The 18801-nt window shown below is 48.2% G+C and carries 20 protein-coding genes; 17 read left to right on the top strand and 3 right to left on the bottom strand.

The genetic code is table 11. The annotated features are described in order from the left end of the window. Window positions 1-2 precede the first annotated feature (2 nt). From wecB to RDW05_RS09545, 12 genes are all read left to right on the top strand, one after another. Window positions 3-1163: a non-hydrolyzing UDP-N-acetylglucosamine 2-epimerase gene (gene wecB, locus RDW05_RS09600; RefSeq protein WP_337397191.1), complete on the top strand. Its 1161-nt coding sequence runs from the start codon at window positions 3-5 to the stop codon at window positions 1161-1163. A 76-nt stretch (window positions 1164-1239) separates the two neighbouring features. Then, a complete protein-coding gene (locus RDW05_RS09595; protein WP_307978854.1) occupies window positions 1240-1506 on the top strand; it encodes a hypothetical protein in 267 nt (88 codons plus the stop codon). Continuing rightward, window positions 1496-1903: a hypothetical protein gene (locus RDW05_RS09590; protein ID WP_293722327.1), complete on the top strand. Its 408-nt coding sequence runs from the start codon at window positions 1496-1498 to the stop codon at window positions 1901-1903. The genes RDW05_RS09595 and RDW05_RS09590 overlap by 11 nt, the downstream gene beginning before the upstream one ends. Window positions 1904-1921: 18 nt before the next feature. Further along, a complete protein-coding gene (atpB, locus tag RDW05_RS09585; RefSeq protein ID WP_021719237.1) occupies window positions 1922-2638 on the top strand; it encodes a F0F1 ATP synthase subunit A in 717 nt (238 codons plus the stop codon). Window positions 2639-2680: 42 nt separating this feature from the next. Continuing rightward, on the top strand, window positions 2681-2944 hold the full coding sequence (gene atpE, locus RDW05_RS09580; protein ID WP_363186368.1) for a F0F1 ATP synthase subunit C: 264 nt from the start codon (window positions 2681-2683) through the stop codon (window positions 2942-2944). A 40-nt stretch (window positions 2945-2984) separates the two neighbouring features. Beyond that, window positions 2985-3464, top strand: coding sequence for a F0F1 ATP synthase subunit B (gene atpF, locus RDW05_RS09575; protein WP_021719235.1), 480 nt, complete (start codon window positions 2985-2987; stop codon window positions 3462-3464). 30 nt (window positions 3465-3494) lie between these two features. Continuing rightward, window positions 3495-5378 carry a F0F1 ATP synthase subunit alpha gene (atpA, locus tag RDW05_RS09570; RefSeq protein WP_304074946.1) on the top strand — a complete coding sequence of 628 codons (1884 nt, stop codon included), beginning with the start codon at window positions 3495-3497 and terminating at the stop codon, window positions 5376-5378. Window positions 5379-5385: 7 nt separating this feature from the next. Then, a complete protein-coding gene (gene atpG, locus RDW05_RS09565; RefSeq protein ID WP_307978853.1) occupies window positions 5386-6270 on the top strand; it encodes an ATP synthase F1 subunit gamma in 885 nt (294 codons plus the stop codon). Window positions 6271-6298: 28 nt separating this feature from the next. Beyond that, window positions 6299-7711 (top strand): F0F1 ATP synthase subunit beta, encoded by a 1413-nt coding sequence (gene atpD / locus RDW05_RS09560; RefSeq protein ID WP_021719232.1) that lies wholly within the window; start codon window positions 6299-6301, stop codon window positions 7709-7711. Window positions 7712-7714: 3 nt separating this feature from the next. Continuing rightward, window positions 7715-8125, top strand: a complete 411-nt coding sequence (atpC, locus tag RDW05_RS09555; protein ID WP_021719231.1) for an ATP synthase F1 subunit epsilon — start codon at window positions 7715-7717, stop codon at window positions 8123-8125. Between the two features lie 165 nt (window positions 8126-8290). After that, window positions 8291-9697, top strand: coding sequence for an aminopeptidase (locus tag RDW05_RS09550; RefSeq protein ID WP_307978852.1), 1407 nt, complete (start codon window positions 8291-8293; stop codon window positions 9695-9697). Beyond that, the gene (locus RDW05_RS09545; RefSeq protein ID WP_307978851.1) at window positions 9694-10383 is read left to right on the top strand and encodes a hypothetical protein; all 690 of its coding nucleotides are present in this window, start codon (window positions 9694-9696) and stop codon (window positions 10381-10383) included. Before RDW05_RS09550 ends, RDW05_RS09545 begins: the two co-directional genes overlap by 4 nt. Window positions 10384-10475: 92 nt before the next feature. Here the strand turns inward: RDW05_RS09545 and RDW05_RS09540 are convergent, their stop codons facing one another. Continuing rightward, window positions 10476-11792, bottom strand: coding sequence for an ATP-binding protein (locus RDW05_RS09540; RefSeq protein WP_307978850.1), 1317 nt, complete (start codon window positions 11790-11792; stop codon window positions 10476-10478). Between the two features lie 312 nt (window positions 11793-12104). Here RDW05_RS09540 and RDW05_RS09535 point away from each other — a divergent pair, with 312 nt between their 5' ends. The 4 genes from RDW05_RS09535 (at window position 12105) to RDW05_RS09520 (ending at window position 16635) form a co-directional block, all read left to right on the top strand. After that, entirely contained in the window at window positions 12105-12290 is a 186-nt protein-coding gene (locus RDW05_RS09535) for a hypothetical protein (protein WP_009144962.1), read from the top strand. Window positions 12291-12449: 159 nt separating this feature from the next. Further along, window positions 12450-13715: a UDP-N-acetylglucosamine 1-carboxyvinyltransferase gene (gene murA / locus RDW05_RS09530; protein ID WP_307978848.1), complete on the top strand. Its 1266-nt coding sequence runs from the start codon at window positions 12450-12452 to the stop codon at window positions 13713-13715. Window positions 13716-13728: 13 nt separating this feature from the next. Continuing rightward, complete coding sequence (locus tag RDW05_RS09525) at window positions 13729-14754, top strand: rod shape-determining protein MreB (RefSeq protein WP_307978847.1); 1026 nt, start codon at window positions 13729-13731, stop codon at window positions 14752-14754. A gap of 486 nt (window positions 14755-15240) precedes the next feature. Next, a complete protein-coding gene (locus tag RDW05_RS09520) occupies window positions 15241-16635 on the top strand; it encodes a phosphodiester glycosidase family protein (RefSeq protein ID WP_307978846.1) in 1395 nt (464 codons plus the stop codon). An 84-nt stretch (window positions 16636-16719) separates the two neighbouring features. Here the strand turns inward: RDW05_RS09520 and RDW05_RS09515 are convergent, their stop codons facing one another. Beyond that, entirely contained in the window at window positions 16720-17313 is a 594-nt protein-coding gene (locus RDW05_RS09515) for a L,D-transpeptidase (protein ID WP_307978845.1), read from the bottom strand. A gap of 24 nt (window positions 17314-17337) precedes the next feature. Next, entirely contained in the window at window positions 17338-18132 is a 795-nt protein-coding gene (locus RDW05_RS09510; RefSeq protein ID WP_307978844.1) for an SH3 domain-containing protein, read from the bottom strand. Between the two features lie 268 nt (window positions 18133-18400). Between RDW05_RS09510 and RDW05_RS09505 the strand changes: the two genes are divergently transcribed. Beyond that, entirely contained in the window at window positions 18401-18703 is a 303-nt protein-coding gene (locus RDW05_RS09505) for a hypothetical protein (RefSeq protein ID WP_009144968.1), read from the top strand. Window positions 18704-18801 lie beyond the last annotated feature (98 nt).

The raw sequence follows: 18801 nt of genomic DNA, 5'->3' as shown, positions 1-18801 counted from the left end.
CCGTGGAGAAGATAAAGTTAATGACAGTTTTCGGCACTCGTCCGGAGGCTATCAAAATGTGCCCGCTGGTGCTGGCAATGCGTAAATATCCTGAATATATCCAGCCGATTGTGGCAGTTACCGCACAGCATCGAGAGATGCTTGATCAGGTACTGGATTTGTTTGGCATTACGCCTGATTATGATTTGAACATTATGTCGGCAGGTCAAACCCTGTATGATGTTACTACCCGCGCGCTGATGGGCCTGAAATCCGTTATGGAGGAAGCAAAGCCCGATATGGTGCTGGTGCATGGTGACACCTCGACTACCTTTGCCGGTGCTCTGGCTGCCTTTTATGCGCAGATTCCTGTAGGCCATGTGGAAGCAGGCCTGCGTACCGGTAATAAATATTCTCCTTACCCGGAGGAAATGAACCGCAAGCTGACCGGTGCGATTGCCGATATGCATTTTGCACCGACCTCTACCAGCAAGGCGAACCTGCTGAAGGAAAACATCTGCCCCGAGCAGATTCTGGTAACAGGCAACACTGTTATTGATGCTCTGCAGACTACGGTGAAGGAAGGCTACCGCTTTGAGGACGAGGAGTTCAACAAGGTGTTTGCCAGCGGTCATCGCCTTATTCTGATGACTACCCACCGCCGTGAAAACCTGGGCGAGCCTATGCGTCATGTTTACCGCGCTTTGAAGAGTGTGCTGGAAGCGCATCCCGATGTGGAAGCAATCTTCCCGGTACACAAAAACCCCAAGGTGCGTGAAATCGTTCGCGAGGAGCTGGGACATTTAGACAGAGTGCATCTGATTGAGCCTATGGAATATGAACCGTTTGCTAATCTGATGGCTAAGGTTGATATCGTGCTCACAGACAGCGGCGGAATTCAGGAGGAGGCTCCAGCCTTAGGCAAGCCGGTTCTGGTTCTGCGTGATACCACCGAGCGTCCGGAGGCTGTTGAAGCCGGTACGGTTAAGCTCGTAGGCACCGCTTATGATGATGTGCTGCGCGAAACCAATCTGCTTTTAGACGATGCCGAGCATTATCGCTCCATGGCGGAGGCTGCCAATCCTTACGGTGACGGCAAGGCCTGCGAGCGTATTATCCATGCTATTTTAAGAAAAAATGGCTTTGATGTGGAAAATTTGCCGGAATTTGCGTCTAAGGCGTAGACAGAAACTGTGAAAAATATTAAAATTATAAGAGTAAATATGATTAATTTGTGAATTCGTGCTGTGGTGAAAAATCATGACTAACAAAACACCCGATAAGGAGCATATGCGGATGCTTGAAGCTTTGGCTACTGTGTCCTCTCTGGCGTTTATGGCCGTGATTGATTTCCTGCTGGCGTACTTCGGCGGCGACTGGCTCGACCGTCATCTGGAAACCGGCGACCATACGATGCGGGGTATCTGCATCGGTCTGGCAATAGTTTCACTTGTTATGACCTACTATAATCTGATTCAGAGGAGCGTCCTTTCATGGGACACCGAACATAAGAAGGATGAAAAGTAATTTTGATTTGACGCCCATAGCGAGAAACGGCGCGAACGCCTTCGTAGCGCGCATCTGTATGTGTGCGCTGCTGATAGCGGTGCCGCTCTGGTTATGGCAGCGCAGTGCCTTTGCCCACGGCGTGCTTTGCGGTGTGCTGGCCGGCACGATAGATCTGTCCATTATGTTTTTAGGCATCAAAAAATCTCTGCCTTACGTAGAGGTGCCAAAGCAGGGACTGAAAATCATGAAGCGTTTCCGCTGGGCCCGTCTGGCCGCTGCGGCTGCGTTTATTATTACGATGTTAAGGATGAAGCTTGCTGTGCATGGCGCATTCGGCGGGTTTCTTCTGATACATATATTCTTTATTTTAAATCTATTATTTATCGCGTACCAACATCAAAATGAGAGGGCGTGAAGAAAGGAGTGTGTAAAAATGGGAAATGCAGCAGCTGAAGGTGCAGAAAAATCCGGAGAGATTATCCATTACCTTACCCAATCTACCTTTTTAGGTGAAGTCAACATGCAAACCATGTACATGACCTGGGTAACCATGGCAATCGTCTTCGTACTGTTCCTTCTGGTTTGTAAGAACCCGAAAATGGTTCCTTCCGGACTGCAGAATGCAATGGAAATCATTCTTGATTTCTTAAATGGTCTGATGGAAGACAACCTGGGATCCAAAGGCCGTAAATTTATGGCACCGTTCATCGTTACCTTGTTTATGTTTATCCTGGTAGCAAACGAACTGGGCATTTTGCTTCCGCAGATTGGCGTTCACTGGACTTCACCTACCAATGACATTAATACCTGCTTTGCGCTTTCTTTGCTAATTGCGTTTAGCGCGTACTGCGTTGGTGTGGCGAAACAAGGTATCGGCCACTTTAAACATTTCATCAGCCCGAGTCCGGCATTCCTGCCGTTGCATCTTTTGGATGCAGTGACTAAACCGCTGACCATGGCTCTTCGTCTCTTTGGTAACATCCTGGCAGGCGAAATCCTGTTGATCGTACTGTATCAGCTGGCTCCGTGGGTAGTTCCTGAACTGTGGGTAATGTTCTCCCTGTTCATTGGCTTCGTTCAGGCTTTTATCTTTACCATTTTGTCTTTGGGCAGCTATGCACTGGCATTTGCTAGCCACGACGAACACTAAGCTTTTTAAGCAAAAAAAATTTAAAATCACAATTTCGAAAGGATGAAACAAATGTCTGAAAATGCAATCATTACTGCTGCATCTGTAATCGGTGCAGGCCTTGTTTGCTTGGGTGCTGCTGCTGGCGCTGGTATCGGTAACGGCAACATGTGCGGCAAATCTATTGAATCCATGGCTCGTCAACCGGAAGAAGCTGGTAAAATCTTTACCAACATGCTGGTTTGCGTAGGCTTGATCGAATCCATGCCTATTCTGTGCTATGTAATCGCTATCGTTCTGGTATTCGCTAACCCGTTCATTAAATAATTTAATTTTGCAAGATATTACAAAAAGGAGCGTGCTATAATTGGTTAACTTCAATGCAACACTTATCGCGCAGATCCTGAACTTTTTGGTTTTAGTTTTCGTTCTTGCAAAATTCGCTTACAAACCCGTATGCAACATTATGGAAGAGCGTAAGAACAAAATTGCAAGCGATCTGGAAGCTGCAGAAAAGGCTAAGACTGACGCAGAAGCAGTTAAAGCTGAATACGCTGCAAAGCTGGCTGAAGCTAAACAAGAAGCTCAAGCTATTGTTGATGCTGCCCGCAAAACTGCTCAAGCTGCTCATGACAAAATCATGGCAGACACCAAAGCTGAACAAGATCAGGTTATTGCAACTGCTAAAGAAGCAATCGCACTGGAACAGAAGAAAGCTATGGACGAAGTTCGTGCACAAGTTATCAACCTGTCCATGATTGCTGCTAGCAAGATCGTAGAACAAAAGTTAGGTTCTGAAGAAGACAAAAAAATGGCTAGCAAAATCGTTGATTCTATCATGAAATAATTTTGCTGCTTTCCCTATTAAGCCGGAAGTATGCCGCTGAAATGCGAAACAGCAGGCAAAACCCCGGTATTCGGAGGTGATTGGTACAATATGAAGACAGAAGAAAATATTGCTTTAATTAAGCAACAATTGTCCGACTTCAAAATCGATCTGGGCTCCATTAAAGAGCTGTTAGATGTAAACGTTACTACCGCCAAGAAATTGTCGGCTGACGAGTATCAATCCATTTCTGTAATCCTGACCGAGAAACTGGGCCGTGAGATTTTCCTGAACAAGAAAGTTGACCCGTCTATCCTCGGCGGCATCATCGTACAAGTTGGCGATAAGGTATTCGACGCTTCCGCACTGCGCAAGCTGAAGAAAATGGAAGTTGCTCTGAACGGCATCGACGTTCACGAGTACACCAAACCGGAAGCCCTGGGTGATGCTCTCAGCAACAAGCTGGAGAATTACAATGTGGATGCTGATCTGGAAGAAGTTGGTATCGTAGAAAAAATCGGTGACGGCATCGCAACCGTTATCGGTATGAAAAACGCTATGGCTGGCGAATTAGTTGAACTGCCCCACAACGTATCCGGCATGGTTCTGAACCTGAACCCGGACAGCGTTGGTATCGTACTGATGGGCGGCGAGACCAAAATCAAAGAAGGCGACGTTGTTCGCCGTACCGGCCGCATCATGGAGGTTCCTGTTGGTGAAAACCTGCTGGGCCGTGTAGTTAGCGCTATCGGTGACCCGATCGACGGCAAAGGCGAAATCGCTGCTGCAGCTCGTCGTCCGGTTGAATCTCCTGCACATGGTATCGCAGATCGTAAATCCGTTGATACCCCGCTGCAAACCGGTATTAAATGTATCGACGCACTTGTTCCTATCGGACGTGGTCAGCGCGAACTTATCATCGGCGACCGTGGTACCGGTAAGACTGCAGTTGCAATCGACACCATTATCAACCAAAAAGGTCTGGGCGTTATCTGCATTTATGTAGCTATCGGCCAAAAGGCTTCTAACATCGCTCGTATTGTTCGTACTCTGGAACAACACGGCGCTATGGAATACACCATCATCGTTGCTGCTACTGCTGCTGACTCCGCTCCGCTGCAATACCTGGCTCCGTACGCTGGCGTAACCATGGCTGAATACTTCATGGATCAGGGCAAAGACGTTCTGTGCGTATACGACGACCTGTCTAAACACGCTGTTGCATACCGTGCAATGTCCCTGCTGCTCCGTCGTCCTCCAGGACGTGAAGCATACCCTGGCGACGTATTCTATTTGCATTCCCGTCTGCTGGAACGCGCTGCTAAGCTGAACGATGAACTGAAGGGCGGTTCCATCACCGCACTGCCGATCATCGAAACCCTGGCAGGTGACGTAGGCGGCTTCATTCCGACCAACGTAATTTCTATTACCGACGGTCAGATCTTCCTTGAATCCGAGCTGTTCTACTCCGGTATCCGTCCGGCTATCAACTCCGGTCTGTCTGTATCCCGTGTAGGTGGTGCTGCTCAGATCAAAGCTATGAAGCAGGTTGCAGGTACCTTACGTCTGGATCTGGCTCAGTTCCGCGAGCTGGCAGCATTTGCTCAGTTTGCTTCTGACCTCGATAAAGCTACCAAAGCACAGCTGGACCGTGGTCAACGTCTGACCGAGGTTCTGAAACAAGGCCAATACAGCCCGTTGTCTGTTGAAAAACAGGTTATGGCTATTTACCTTGGCACCAAAGGCTATCTGGATGACGTAGCAGTTAAAGATGTAACCCGCTGCGAAAAAGAATTCCTGGACTTCATGGAAGCTAACCATCCGGAAGTTGGCGGAGACATCATCAAAACCAAGAAAATCACTGATGAGAACGAAGAAGCTCTGAAGAAAGCTATCGCCGAGTTCAAGGATACCTTTGTTAGTGAAGGTAGGTGATTAACTAATGGCTACTGCACGCGAGATTCATCGCCACATGAAAAGCGTAGGTAACATTGGCAAGATCACGAAGGCTATGAAAATGGTTGCTGCTGCCCGCCTCAGAAGAGCGCAGGAAAGAGCTGCTGCAAGCCGTCCGTATGCCATCAAGATCAAAGAAGTGTTATCCAGCGTTGTGAGCGATCCGAGCATCCTTGCAGGCTTAAGTGCCAAAAAACACCCGCTGCTTCAACATCGTGATGTTAAAAAAGTTGGTTATCTGGTGCTCGCCTCTGATAAAGGTCTGGCAGGCGCATATAGTTCCAACGCTTTGAAAAAAGCAGTTGCGGAGATTTCCGAATGTGAGCATGACGTAGTCATTATCACCAGCGGCCGTAAGGCTAGAGATTTCTTCCAACGTCGCGGCTATAAAGTGCTGAGCAGCCACTTCGGCTACTCCGACAGACCGTCTTACGCAAATGCAGTAGAAATTGCTCAGGATGCAATCAAACAATTTGCTGACGAGCATTTCGACGAGCTGCATATTGTGTTTACACTCTTCAAAACCGCTTTGTCCCAAATTCCTACCAGCGAGAAGATTCTGCCGGTAGAGCCTCCTGTAAAGGAGAAAGGCAAAGCTAGCGCAAGCTTTATTTTCGAGCCTGATGAAGACGAAACTCTGCAGGTACTTGCACCTAAGTATCTGGAAACCGTAGTTTACGCCGCACTGGTACAATCTGCTGCCAGTGAGTTGGGTTCTCGTATGACTGCTATGAGCTCTGCTACCGATAACGCAGGCAAGCTGGTACAAAACCTGGAGCTGTCCTATAACAAGGCACGTCAGGCATCCATTACCCGCGAGCTGAACGAAATCGTTGGCGGCGTAGAAGCTCTGAAACAGGCACAAAACTAATTAGATATTTCGTAGGGAGGCTAAAACCTTGAATACAGGTAGAATCGTACAAGTTGTAGGCCCTGTTATCGACGTAGAGTTTCCTCCTAAAAGCATGCCTGCTATCCTCAACGCACTGCACATTGACGGCACCACCGATGAGGGTAAAGTAAAAATCCACCTGACCGCAGAAGTTATGCAACACATCGGCAATAACATTGTCCGCGCTGTTGCTATGAGCTCCACCGACGGTCTGGTTCGTGGCATGGAAGTTGTAGATACCGGCGCTCCTATCAGCGTTCCGGTTGGTCCTGGTGTACTGGGCCGTATCTTCAACGTTTTAGGTGAAACTGTAGACCATGATGACACTCCGGTTGAAGCAGCTGATCACTGGCCTATTCATAGACCGGCTCCGAGCTTTGACCAACAGGCTACAGCTACTAAAATTTTGGAAACCGGCATTAAAGTCGTTGACCTTATCGCTCCGTATGCAATGGGCGGTAAAATCGGTCTGTTCGGCGGTGCTGGCGTAGGTAAAACCGTTATTATTATGGAGCTTATCCATAACATTGCTACTGCACACGGCGGCTATTCCGTATTCGCAGGCGTTGGCGAACGTACTCGTGAAGGCAACGATCTGTGGGGCGAAATGAAAGAGTCTGGCGTTATCAACAAGACTGCTCTTGTATACGGCCAGATGAACGAGCCTCCTGGAGCACGTATGCGTGTTGGTCTGACCGGCCTGACCATGGCAGAATACTTCCGTGATGTTGGCGGCCAGGACGTACTGCTCTTTATCGATAACATTTTCCGTTTCATTCAGGCTGGTTCCGAAGTATCCGCATTGCTCGGCCGTATGCCTTCCGCAGTAGGTTACCAACCTACCCTGGCAAACGATATCGGCGCACTGCAAGAGCGTATTACCTCCACCAAGACCGGTTCTATCACATCCGTACAGGCTGTATATGTACCTGCGGATGACTTGACTGACCCGGCTCCGGCAGGCACCTTCGCTCACTTGGATGCAACCACCGTATTGTCTCGTCAAATCGCAGAGCTTGGTATTTATCCGGCAGTTGACCCGCTCGACTCCACCAGCCGTATCCTCGATCCGCTGGTAATCGGCGAAGAGCATTATCATGTTGCTCGTGGCGTACAGGCTATCCTGCAACGTTACAAAGAATTGCAAGATATCATCGCAATTCTGGGTATGGAAGAATTGAGCGAGGAAGACAAAGTAACTGTTGCTCGTGCTCGTAAGATTCAGAAGTTCCTCAGCCAGGCATTCTTCGTTGCTGAACAGTTCACCGGTACCCCCGGTCAATATGTTCCTCTGAAGGAAACCATCCGCGGCTTCAAAGAAATCCTCGAAGGCAAGCATGATGACCTGCCGGAAGGTGCTTTCTACATGGTTGGTACCATTGATGACGCTGTTGCCAAGGCTGCAACTATGAAGGATTAACAGATGGCTACTCCGTTTTCTTTTGAAATTGTCACGCCGGATAAGATGCTGTTCACTTCTGAAGAAGTAACTTATGTGGGTTTCCGTGCTTTGTCCGGTAATCTGGGCCTCAAAGCTAGACATATGCCTATCATTGCGACCATGGATATTGCGCCGATGAAGCTGGAGTTCACCGACGGCAGCGTTAAAGAATTTGCTGTTTGCGGCGGCTTTCTGGAAATGAAAGACAATAAATGCACCGTTCTGGCAACTATTGCCGAAGCTGATGCAGATATTGATACCGCCCGTGCAACTGCAGCTAAAGAACGTGCAGAGCAACGTCTTGCTTCCAAGAGCGAAGACATTGACACTGTTCGTGCTGAAAACGCGCTGAAGAGAGCTGTTGCCCGCTTGCGTACTACTCACAAGCTGTAATAAGCATTGCGACAATGCCAAAAAAATTACCCCCGTCCGTCAGGGCGGGGGTTTTTTGTATTGTATACATTTCCCTAACTCTCCCCAAAAGCTGCTATTTGTGGTATGATTTACATAGTGCTGTTTGGCACTGCTTACTAAAGCTTGTACAAGGAGTGATAGATTTTGACAACTGCAAAGGAATTGCAAAAGAATTTAACTTGGGAATTCCCCCATATCGCTAAAAAGAATACTGCGGCGAAGGAAGCAGCGTTTGCATACTGCGAAGGCTACAAGGAATTTTTGGATACAGCCAAGACGGAGCGCGAATTTACTGCGAAGGCTGTAGAAAAGCTGGCTGCTGCAGGTTATGTTCCCTTTGAAGAGGGCAAGGAATACAAACCCGGCGACAAGGTTTACTTTGTAAACCGCGGTAAATCTCTGGCTATGTCCACCTTCGGCACCGCACCGCTGGAGGCAGGCGTGCGCCTGAACGCTGCGCATATCGATTCTCCGCGCCTTGATTTAAAACCGAATCCGGTATACGAAAATCATGAAATGGCATATTTCAAAACGCATTATTACGGCGGTATCCGCAAATATCAATGGGTGACCGTGCCTCTGGCTATGCATGGCGTTATCATCAAAAAGAACGGTGAGATGGTGAAGGTATGCGTGGGCGAAAATGCCGGCGATCCTGTTTTCTGCGTAACCGATTTGCTGCCGCATCTTGGCGCTAAACAGAACGAGCGCAAGCTGAGCGAAGGCATTAAGGGCGAGGAGCTGAACATTGTTATCGGCAGCCTGCCTTTTGTTGACGAAAGCGAAGAAGAAGGCGTTAAGGATGCTGTGAAGCTGAACGCCCTTGCTCTGCTCAACGAAATGTACGGTATTACCGAGCATGATTTTATGCGTGCGGAAATTGAATTTGTTCCCGCAACCAAGGCGCAGGATGTAGGCCTGGACCGCAGCCTGATCGGTGCCTACGGCCAGGATGATAAGGTTTGCGCTTATACCGCACTGACTGCGGAAATTGATACTAAAGCGCCGTACTATACCACTGTTACCATACTGGCAGACAAGGAAGAAATCGGTTCCTACGGCAATACCGGCCTGAATTCCGATTTCGTGCTGCACTATCTGGAGGATCTGGCAGCAACTCAGGGTGCCAACATCCGCAAGCTGCTGCGCAATACTACCGCACTTTCCTCCGATGTTAACGGCGCCTACGATCCGAGCTTTGCTTCCGTATATGAAGAGCGCAACAGCTGCTTTGTCAACAAAGGCCCTGTACTGACCAAATATACCGGTGCGCGCGGTAAATCCGGCTCCAACGATGCCAGTGCCGAAACAATGGCCAAGGTTATCAGCATTATGGATGAGGCTGATGTTTTCTGGCAAATCGGCGAGTTGGGCGCTGTAGACGAAGGCGGCGGCGGTACCGTTGCATTGTATGTTGCTTCTATGGATATGGATGTAGTCGATCTTGGTGTGCCTATTCTGTGCATGCATTCTCCGTTTGAGCTGAGCTCTAAGCTGGATGTTTATTACACCTATAAAGCATTCGCTACTTTCCTGGAGAGCAGCAAATGAATGCCCTTAACGAGCTTTGGCAGGCAGAGAAAAAGCAGCGTGTTTTAGTTTTATGCAATGAGGACGAAATTGCCGGGCTGCAGGCACAGGGACTGCCTGTGAGCTGCGAGGACAGCCTGCTTTCAATGCAGCACCTGAAAATGGCACGCCTGGAGGCAGAGCGCCGCCATAAATTGCATGAAGGCTTACAGGTTTTTACGATTACGCCGGAGCCGGTGCAGGCGACGGAAGCGGAGCGGGCGTTGATTTATGCTATGCTGGTGCGCTGCCGCAAGGTTATCAGCTGCCGTGATAAGCTGGAGGATATGCTGAAATTTGACGACCGCGCAGGCTGGGCAGCTTATAAGCAGGAGTATGAAAATAAAGTGCTCGACGCGTATAAGGCTACGTGGCGTGACGCAGAAGTTTATCCTTATAATATCATTGACAATATCAAAGAGTACAATAAAAACGAAAGCTATATTTTAAAGCAGCTCTACTGGCATCTGGCGGAGCGCACACCTGGACAGGTGAATGAAGGTGATGCCAAGATGATTAACGAGCTGCGCAAAATGTTCTGCGATTTGAGCGTGAGCCTGCTGCAGACAGATGTGGTTGTGGTTAGCGAGGGCCTGGAGGATGCAGAGCTTTTGGCTTTGGCAACCAAATTCATGTGGCACGGTGAGGCAAGAGTAGAGCGTTTGTAAGTGCAGGAAGGATTGCCGTAAAAAATATAGCAAGTCATGTCGCAATAAAAACAACACCCGAAGTCGTAATGGCTTCGGGTGTTTGCGCATATTTATAAATAACTTTTGATATTCCAAAGCAGATAAAGAGGCAAGCTGACGGTTTTCGTATTATCAGAATCGTTAATGCCGATGTTTTTGAGTGATAGCTTGAATCCTGTTTGTGGTTTATATTTTTTGCAGAATAAACCATAGCTTTTTGCTCTTGTATGTATTTCTGCTTTTGCTTCAACAGGTACGAGCTGGCTTTGGTATTCAAAAATAAAATCAAGTTCTGCCGTATTGCCTGAACGCCAAAAGTATGGGTGTAAATTGGTGTAAATGAGCTCGTTAAATACGAAGTTCTCAGTGAGCGCACCTTTAAAATTTTTATAGTAAGGACTGTCGTATAGAACAGTATCCGCTGTTAATCCGCACCTTCTGCATAACAGACCAATATCTGCCATATAAACTTTAAAGTAGCTGGCATCAGCATTAAAGGCCAAGGGAAGTTCAGGAACACTGACTAAATCAAGCTTATTCACCAGTCCTGCATTTACCAACCATTCCAACGCATCTTCTAAATCCTTGGAACGCTTACCTTGTTTGACATGGGAAAAGAAAAATTTGTTATTTTCACGAGCTAATTGAATAGGTACGGAATCCCAAATCCAGTTAATTTTTGGGACATCAACATTGGGTGCGTATTTAGAAAAATCACTGGCGTAGTCTTCAAGCAGGTTGTCTTGTAAGGCTGCGACTGCCGAGAAATCGTGCGTTTCTATCCATCTTGCAACAACTTCAGGAAGACCACCAATCAGATAATAATGTTTGAGTTCTTTGGTGAGAGTTGTAGTATATAGTTCAGGTAATGGCTCATCTGGCTTATATTTCAGTAAACCGTCAAGAAGTGCTTTGTGACCATTGGCGATTACAAACTCGTTGAAGCTCATGGGGTACATTTTTAAACGATCAACTTTACCGACAGGAAAAGATATGCTGTTGCGTTTTAAAGCGACGCCTAACAATGAGCCTGCGCAGACGATATGTTGCTTAGGCAAAGTCTCAAAAAAGTATTTTAATGAAATCAGAGCTTCCGGGCAAGCCTGAATTTCGTCAAAAATCATGAGTGTTTTGCCGGGAATAATTTTTTTGTGATTTATAATACTCAGTTCATCTAAAATTCTTGTTGTATCAAAATCAGTTGCGAAAATTGAAGCCAGACGGCTGTTGCCTTCAAAATAGAAATAGGCAACATCGTCAAAATATTCTTCACCAAATTTTTTTAGCAGATAAGTTTTGCCGCATTGTCTGATACCTGTAACAAGTAATGGCTTACGATGTGGAGAATCTTTCCATTGCTTTAAGTTTTCTATGGCTTGTCTATACAAAATGCCTACCTCCTGTTCATTGGTTTGTTGAGAATATTATATGGCTAAAAATAAAAATACGCAAGCATTTTGCATTTTCCCTATGAAAAATGTACTCGCAAGTACAAAATTCATATGAAAAATGCAATTTCAGCTGCAAATTTCCTAGGAAAAACGCAAACAAACGTCATCGGGCGGTTTTTGCGTTTTGTCACAGATTTTTCCTTGCATATTAAACTTGCTTATAGTAGACTATAATATGTAGAACTAGGCAAGGCCGCAAACTTCCAGATGAGAAGAATTTGATATATAAGTAAGGACGGTGACTGTAAGATGGCTGATATCGTAGAAAGTCTGGCAGGAAACAAAATGCTGATGCTGAAGCAGGATATAGCTTTTTTGCGCAAGCGTCTGGCGGAATGTGCTGATGAGGATGCTAAAAAGGCTATCCGCAGGGAATTAATGGAGAAGGAAACCTATTATAATATTTTAGCAGACCGCCAGCGGGTGAATTTCTGAGCCGGAAGCAGTACCGGCTTTTTCTTATAAGGCCGGGCGAGAGGCGCCTGTGGCAAAATTTTCCGGATTTTTATTAAGTCTTGAAAAGTGCCCGTGTTTGATGATAAAATATTTGTTACGGAAAAATTTTTCCGACTTCGCATATGCAGGAGGGCTATTTTGGAAAAACTAATTGTGAAGGGCGGGAACCGCCTCGTTGGTGCAGTTAAAACCAGCGGTGCGAAAAACGCTGTACTGCCGATTATTGCAGCTTCTATCCTGGGAACTACCCCTAGTCATCTTGACGAGGTTCCGATGCTGGAAGATGTGCATACTATAAGTGAAGTTTTAAAATGTTTGGGACTGTCCGTGGAATGCAGTCCGGAAAAGAATGTGCTGGATATCGACAGCACCAGCATTACCTCTTACGAAGCACCGTATGAGCTGGTGCGCACTATGCGTGCGTCTTTCCTGGTAATGGGACCCTTGCTGGCACGCATTGGTAAAGCGCGTATTTCTATGCCTGGCGGCTGCGCTATCGGCGCCCGTCCGATTGATATTCATCTGAAGGGCTTTGAGGCTCTGGGTGTTAAGATCGAGCAGGGACATGGCTATATTGAAGCAAGTGCTCCTGAAGGATTGAAGGGTACCAGCATTTATTTTGATTTCCCGAGCGTTGGTGCTACCGAAAATATTATGATGGCAGCATCTTTGGCTGAGGGTACTACTATTTTGGAAAATGCTGCCGAAGAACCGGAGATTGTCGATCTGGCCAACTATCTGAATAAGATGGGTGCCAAAATCCGCGGTGCCGGTACCGATACTATCCGCATTGAGGGTGTAGAGAAGCTGCATGGCGCAGATTATACCATTATTCCGGACCGTATTGAGGCAGGCACTTATATGATTGCTGCTGCTATGACCGGCGGTGATATTGTTGTGGAAAATGTTCTGCCGGAGCACCAGAAGCCGCTGATTGCCAAGCTGCGCGAGGCAGGTGCCGTGGTTGAAGAGGATATTGATAAGGTACGCGTTATCGGCAAGAATCCGCTGAAGGCCGTATCTATCAAAACTCTGCCTTATCCGGGCTTCCCGACTGATATGCAGGCTCAGATGATGGCGATGATGGTTATTGCCGAGGGCCGCAGCAAGGTTACGGAAACTGTTTTTGAAAATCGTTTCATGCATGTGGTTGAGCTGAACCGCATGGGTGCGCAGATTTCTACCGAAGGCCGCAGTGCCGTTATTGACGGTCCAAGCAAGCTGACAGGCTGCGATGTGCGTGCAACCGATTTGCGTGCCGGTGCAGCGATGATTCTGGCAGGTCTTGTGGCTGAGGGTACGACCCGTATCGGTGATTTGCACCATATCGACCGTGGCTATGAGAACATTGTTGCTAAGCTGAAAAAACTGGGTGCGGATATTGAACGCGTAGATGTAGATTAAGGAGATATGACTAATGTTTAAGAGTATGGATATCGGTATTGATTTGGGTACCGCTAACATTCTTGTTTATGTCAAGGGTAAGGGCGTTGTTCTGAAGGAGCCTTCCGTTGTTGCGATTGACAAGGTGCGCAACAAGGTGCTGGCTGTGGGCGATGATGCCAGAGAAATGCTGGGACGTGCTCCCGGCAGTATCGTTGCTATCCGTCCGCTGAAGGAAGGCGTTATTGCGAATTATACGGTAACGCAGAAGCTGCTGGCTTACGTTATTGAGAAGGTTGCCGGCAAGAGCCTGTTTTTCAAACCGCGTGTTATGACTTGTGTGCCTATCGGCATTACTTCTGTAGAAAAGCGTGCTGTTATGGAGGCTACTACCCAGGGCGGTGCTTCCAAGACCTATCTGATTGAGGAACCGCTGGCTGCGGCTCTTGGCGCCGGTATTGATATTTCCGTACCGCGTGGCAATATGGTTGTTGATATCGGCGGCGGCACTACCGATATCGCTGTGCTGAGCCTTGGCGGTATTGTTGTTGATTCTTCTATCCGTATCGGCGGCGATCATTTTGATGAGGCTATTGTGCGTCATGTGAAGAAGGTGCATAATGTGCTTATCGGTGAGCGCACGGCTGAGGAAATCAAGATGAATGTTGCTACTGTTATTACCGATGGTCGTCATGAGTCTATTACTGTGCGTGGCCGTGATATGGTTACCGGTTTGCCGACTACCTTCAGCGTAAGTTCTGAGGATTGCCGTGTGGCGCTGGAGGATGCTGTTGCTTCCTTGATTGCTACTGTGCGTGGTGTTTTGGAAAAATGCCCGCCGGAGCTGGCTTCGGATATTGTTGATAACGGTATTTATCTGACCGGCGGCGGTGCGTTGCTTGACGGTCTGGCTGAGATTATGCAGCGTGAGACCGGTATTACTACGCATATTGCCGATGATCCGTTGGAGTGTGTTGCTCTTGGCACCGGCAAGGCACTGGAGAATCTGGATAAGCTGCATCCTGGTACTGTTTATACTGCGTCTAATCTGGTTGATTGATGCTTGGCTATTGATTTTTGATTTTGGGAGGAGCTGCCTTTGGCAGCTCCTTTTGTGTAGATGTGAAGAAGAATCTTTGGCAGTGTGCTAACCTTCTTGCCTGCCCCTTGGGGAAGGTGCCGAGCGAAGCGATGACGGAGAGGGGACGTATGGCGTCGCAATTAAATATCGTTCCAGTCAGCAGCAATTTTCCCGTGCCATAGGGCACAACGCAAATTTCGTGTGGAACCAGGACGAAGCTTCGGTAAAATTTGACAGACGGTAACAGAAGGTTACGTACCCTTGCTTCTATGGTTCCAGACACTCATTTGCTAAAATTGCTATTCCTTGCACGATATATTAATTGCTCGTTAGAGCGTTCTGCCTAACCTTCTAGCCTCTCCTAGGGGAGAGGTGGCATCGCGAAGCGATGACGGAGAGGGGTATTACGACGCTCTAATGCATTCTTCAATCTTCTACTTGTTTTTCTTTTAAGAGGTCCTAAATATGAATTGCAAAAAACTGATATGTTCTGTTTTTATGCTGGCTGCGCTGTGCGCTGCTCCGCTCGCGGCGAGCGCCGCTCCCGTTACAGCGGTGCGCAGCAGCGTGAGTCCGGCGCGTGTGCGCCTGGTGTTCGACAGTACGGAGCCAATTAAATATACAGCCGAGAAAAACGGCCTGCAAATTGTGGTCAATCTGCCTGAGGGTACGGCGCTGGCGCAAAGTCCGGTTATTAAAAAAGATGTAGTGATTAAAAGCATTACGGTGCCTGCCAAAAAGAAGAAAAAGGCTCAGGTGGTTATAGATTTAACCAAAGATTGCCAGTACAAGCTGTATAACCTGAAAAATCCTGACCGTCTGGTGCTGGATATTTACCGCATTCCTATCAGCAAAACCACGACGCAGCTGGCAGGCGGCGTTACCTATACCTATGCGCAGGAGGAGCTGAACGGCAGACCGTTGGTAAGCTATCTGGTGAGTGTTGCGCCTTCGGCACGCCTGGAGCTGAGGCCTTTCTCGGCCGCAGGCATGTATAACGGACGCGGCAGTTTGGCTAAGCAGGCGGCGCAAAGAGGCCTTTTGGCTGCTGTTAACGCGTCGTACTTTGACACCGACGGCTGGGTTATCGGCAACGTTAAGGATAAGGGCAATTTTGTCGCTATGGATGCTACGCCGCGCAGCGGTTATGTAGTACAGGGCAACGAGCAGAAGATTGTGCGCGACATTGCCTACACCGGCAGCGTAACACTTCCTGACGGCAGAGCGCTGCAGCTGAAGGGCATGAACCGTGCGCGTATAGCTAATGACCTGGTGCTATTTAATTCCTATTACGCTACCTCGACCAAAACAAATCAGTATGGGCGTGAGGTAAAGATAAAAAATGGCCGTGTTGTTGCTGTTTCTACAGCAGGCAATATGTCTTTGGAGCCGGGCTGCGTAGTGCTTTCCGGTCATGGCACAAATGCGGCTGCGCTGGCAGGCCTGCGCCTGGGCGACCATGTAGCGCTTACGCAAAGCCTGGGCAGCAGCATTGCGGATGCGGCAACGACTGTTGTCAGCGGCGGTCCGCTGCTGGTAGAAAACGGCAGGGTGAATGTGCGTACTGCGGAGGAGCAGATGGCTCCCGATATCGTACGCGGCAGAGCACCGCGTACTGCAATCGGCCTGAAGCAGGACGGCACGCTTTTAATGCTTGTTGTTGACGGCAGAAGCAGTGCTTCCGCAGGCATGACGCTCGCGGAGCTGGCGCAGTATTTTGTGAAGCTGGGGGCGGTGAGTGCTGTCAATTATGATGGCGGTGGCAGCAGCGAAATGGTCATCAACGGCAAAATCGTCAACAAGCCTTCGGACGGGCGCGAGCGCTTGGTTAGCATCGGTCTGGGATTGTTCATCAAATAAGCTGGTTTATAGGAAAAATAAAAAACAAGGGGCGGTCACGCGTTAGCTGTGACAGCTCCTTGTTTTATTGTTGCGGGTTATAGTTTAATCCTCGGTGATGATTACGCCGGTGCCGATGCCGCCGTTATCACTGCAGACAAGCTCCTTCAGGCTTTGGATATCCTCATTGCGCAGGCGGATGCAGCCTTCGGAGGCCATGGTGCCGATAGAGGCGGGGTCATGCGTACCGTGAATGCCGATGCCTATCCAGCCGGTGTCCAGCGAAAGGAACCAGGGGCCGTAGGCACCTTCGATTACGCCCTTGCCGTCACCGAAATCGTGCGTCCAGTAATGCGCCGGGCAAACATCTTCGATGCGGAAGGGAACCTGCGCCGAAGGCACGCCTAATGCCGCACCTGTGTAGTAGGAGGGAATAGCTGCTGCACTGCCCCAGGAGGTGGGGGTACGGTTGTCGCCGGTGTACTGCTTGTCGCCGGGGTTTTTGGCAACAGCGATAGGATAGCTGCAGACTGCTTGCTCTACGCCCTGCTGATAGACGTCAAGGCGGTAGCTTTGCTTGTGGATGCAGATGAGATATCTGGCGTTGCCGAACAGCGCGGACGCAGGCGCCGCAGCTGCTAAGCTGCAGCTTAGCAGCAGACAGACGCTAAATATTAAACCTAAAAGTTTTTTGAGCATTGCTGATACTTCCTTAAAGCTTATTTAGCAGGCTACGCGTACAAAATCTGCACTTACATAGCCAACCTCGCCTTGAGCGTTAATAGCCTTCCACCATTGGCGGCCTTCGGCTTCGAATGCGCCTTCTAACGGTACTATTTCTTCGCCGGACATCAGCGAATCAATTACATTGCTGCTTGTGGAGGGGGCGGTGCGGAAGTTTACATAGTCACCGGTTAAAACCAGTTTTACGCCGGGAGCCCAATAGCTGTCCATGTTTTCAAATTTGCTGTAGAGGTTGTAGATTCTTTGATTGATGACTTGTAAAACTTCGGCAGACTGGCTGTCCCCGTATTGAAAATAGCTTTTGCTGGCAGGGATAGAGTGTGCATTTTGGGTGCGGAGCTCATCGTAGGTACTGATAAAGGCATTGATATATTTTTTGTTGTCATAAATAGTAGTCAGCCAGTAATCACCGTCGCCGGAATCGGCTTCGCCCTTGGCGCTGAAGCTTACCGTGGAGCCGTTGCTGTTTTGCTGCACATCATACATCTGCAAGGCGGCAAAGGCAATAGCTTTGGCCTCCATATCACTGATGTAGATGCCCTTGCGGCTGAAGCAGGGAGCGACATATTCCTCGGCATATTTTACGGTCATGGTATGCTTTACATCAAAGCGGGTATTTTTCAGCAGAAAGGCTTCTGTTCTGCCGCAGCGGGAGTCAATATTAGTAGGGAGTCTGCTTGCGGATGTATTATAGACTGCTGCCTCCATAACAGATGTGCCGGTGAAGAGCATTGCTGCTGCCAGTGCTCCAATAGCAAAATTTTTGATTTTCATAACAACATCTCCTTTCCAGATGTGGAAATTATATTCTTTGATGCTTATATTATAGCCAAAAAAACGCTTTTGCACCCTACCCCAAAGGGTGATTTCGGGTAGGATAGGCAAAAAAAGCGTAAAAAATTATGTGCCGGTAATTTTTTAACTGCAGATGATTTTCATAATGTTTTATTTAAGAGCTGTTTACAGTCTGTTCACTTGTCAAAATATTGCTGAGGCTGTATAATTTATGTTAGAGAAATGTATCTGAAATGAGGTGAGTCACATGGGTAAAAAGTTAATAGTGATTTTGACTATTGCCGCTTTAGGCATCTTTACACTTGCTGCCGTTGGCTGTGCTGCTGTGACTGACCAGCGCGCCGCTGTCAGCGGTATTGTAGTTGCCGATGGACTGGCACAGGAGGGCACTCAGGTTAAGCAGGGTGACATTCTGGTAAAAGTAAAATCTATAGCTGGCGGCAGTATTGCTGCTGCGCGTGCTACAACTGCAGGTAAGGTTAGCCAGGTACTGGTTAAACCGGGTGATAAGATTGAGGCACAGCAGGTTGTAGCTAAGGTTAGTGAATAACGGTCAGGAAAACCGGCGAGCTTCTTAGCCGCCGGTTTTTGTAGTAGTGCGCCCAGCATGGGCGATAACTAGGTGGTGAAAGTCCACTACGCGCTCGG

The sequence above is a fragment of the uncultured Phascolarctobacterium sp. genome (assembly GCF_902463975.1).
Lineage (GTDB): Bacteria > Bacillota > Negativicutes > Acidaminococcales > Acidaminococcaceae > Phascolarctobacterium_A.
Note: the sequence above shows the minus strand (reverse complement) of the source record. Positions and strands in the feature narration are given on the sequence as shown.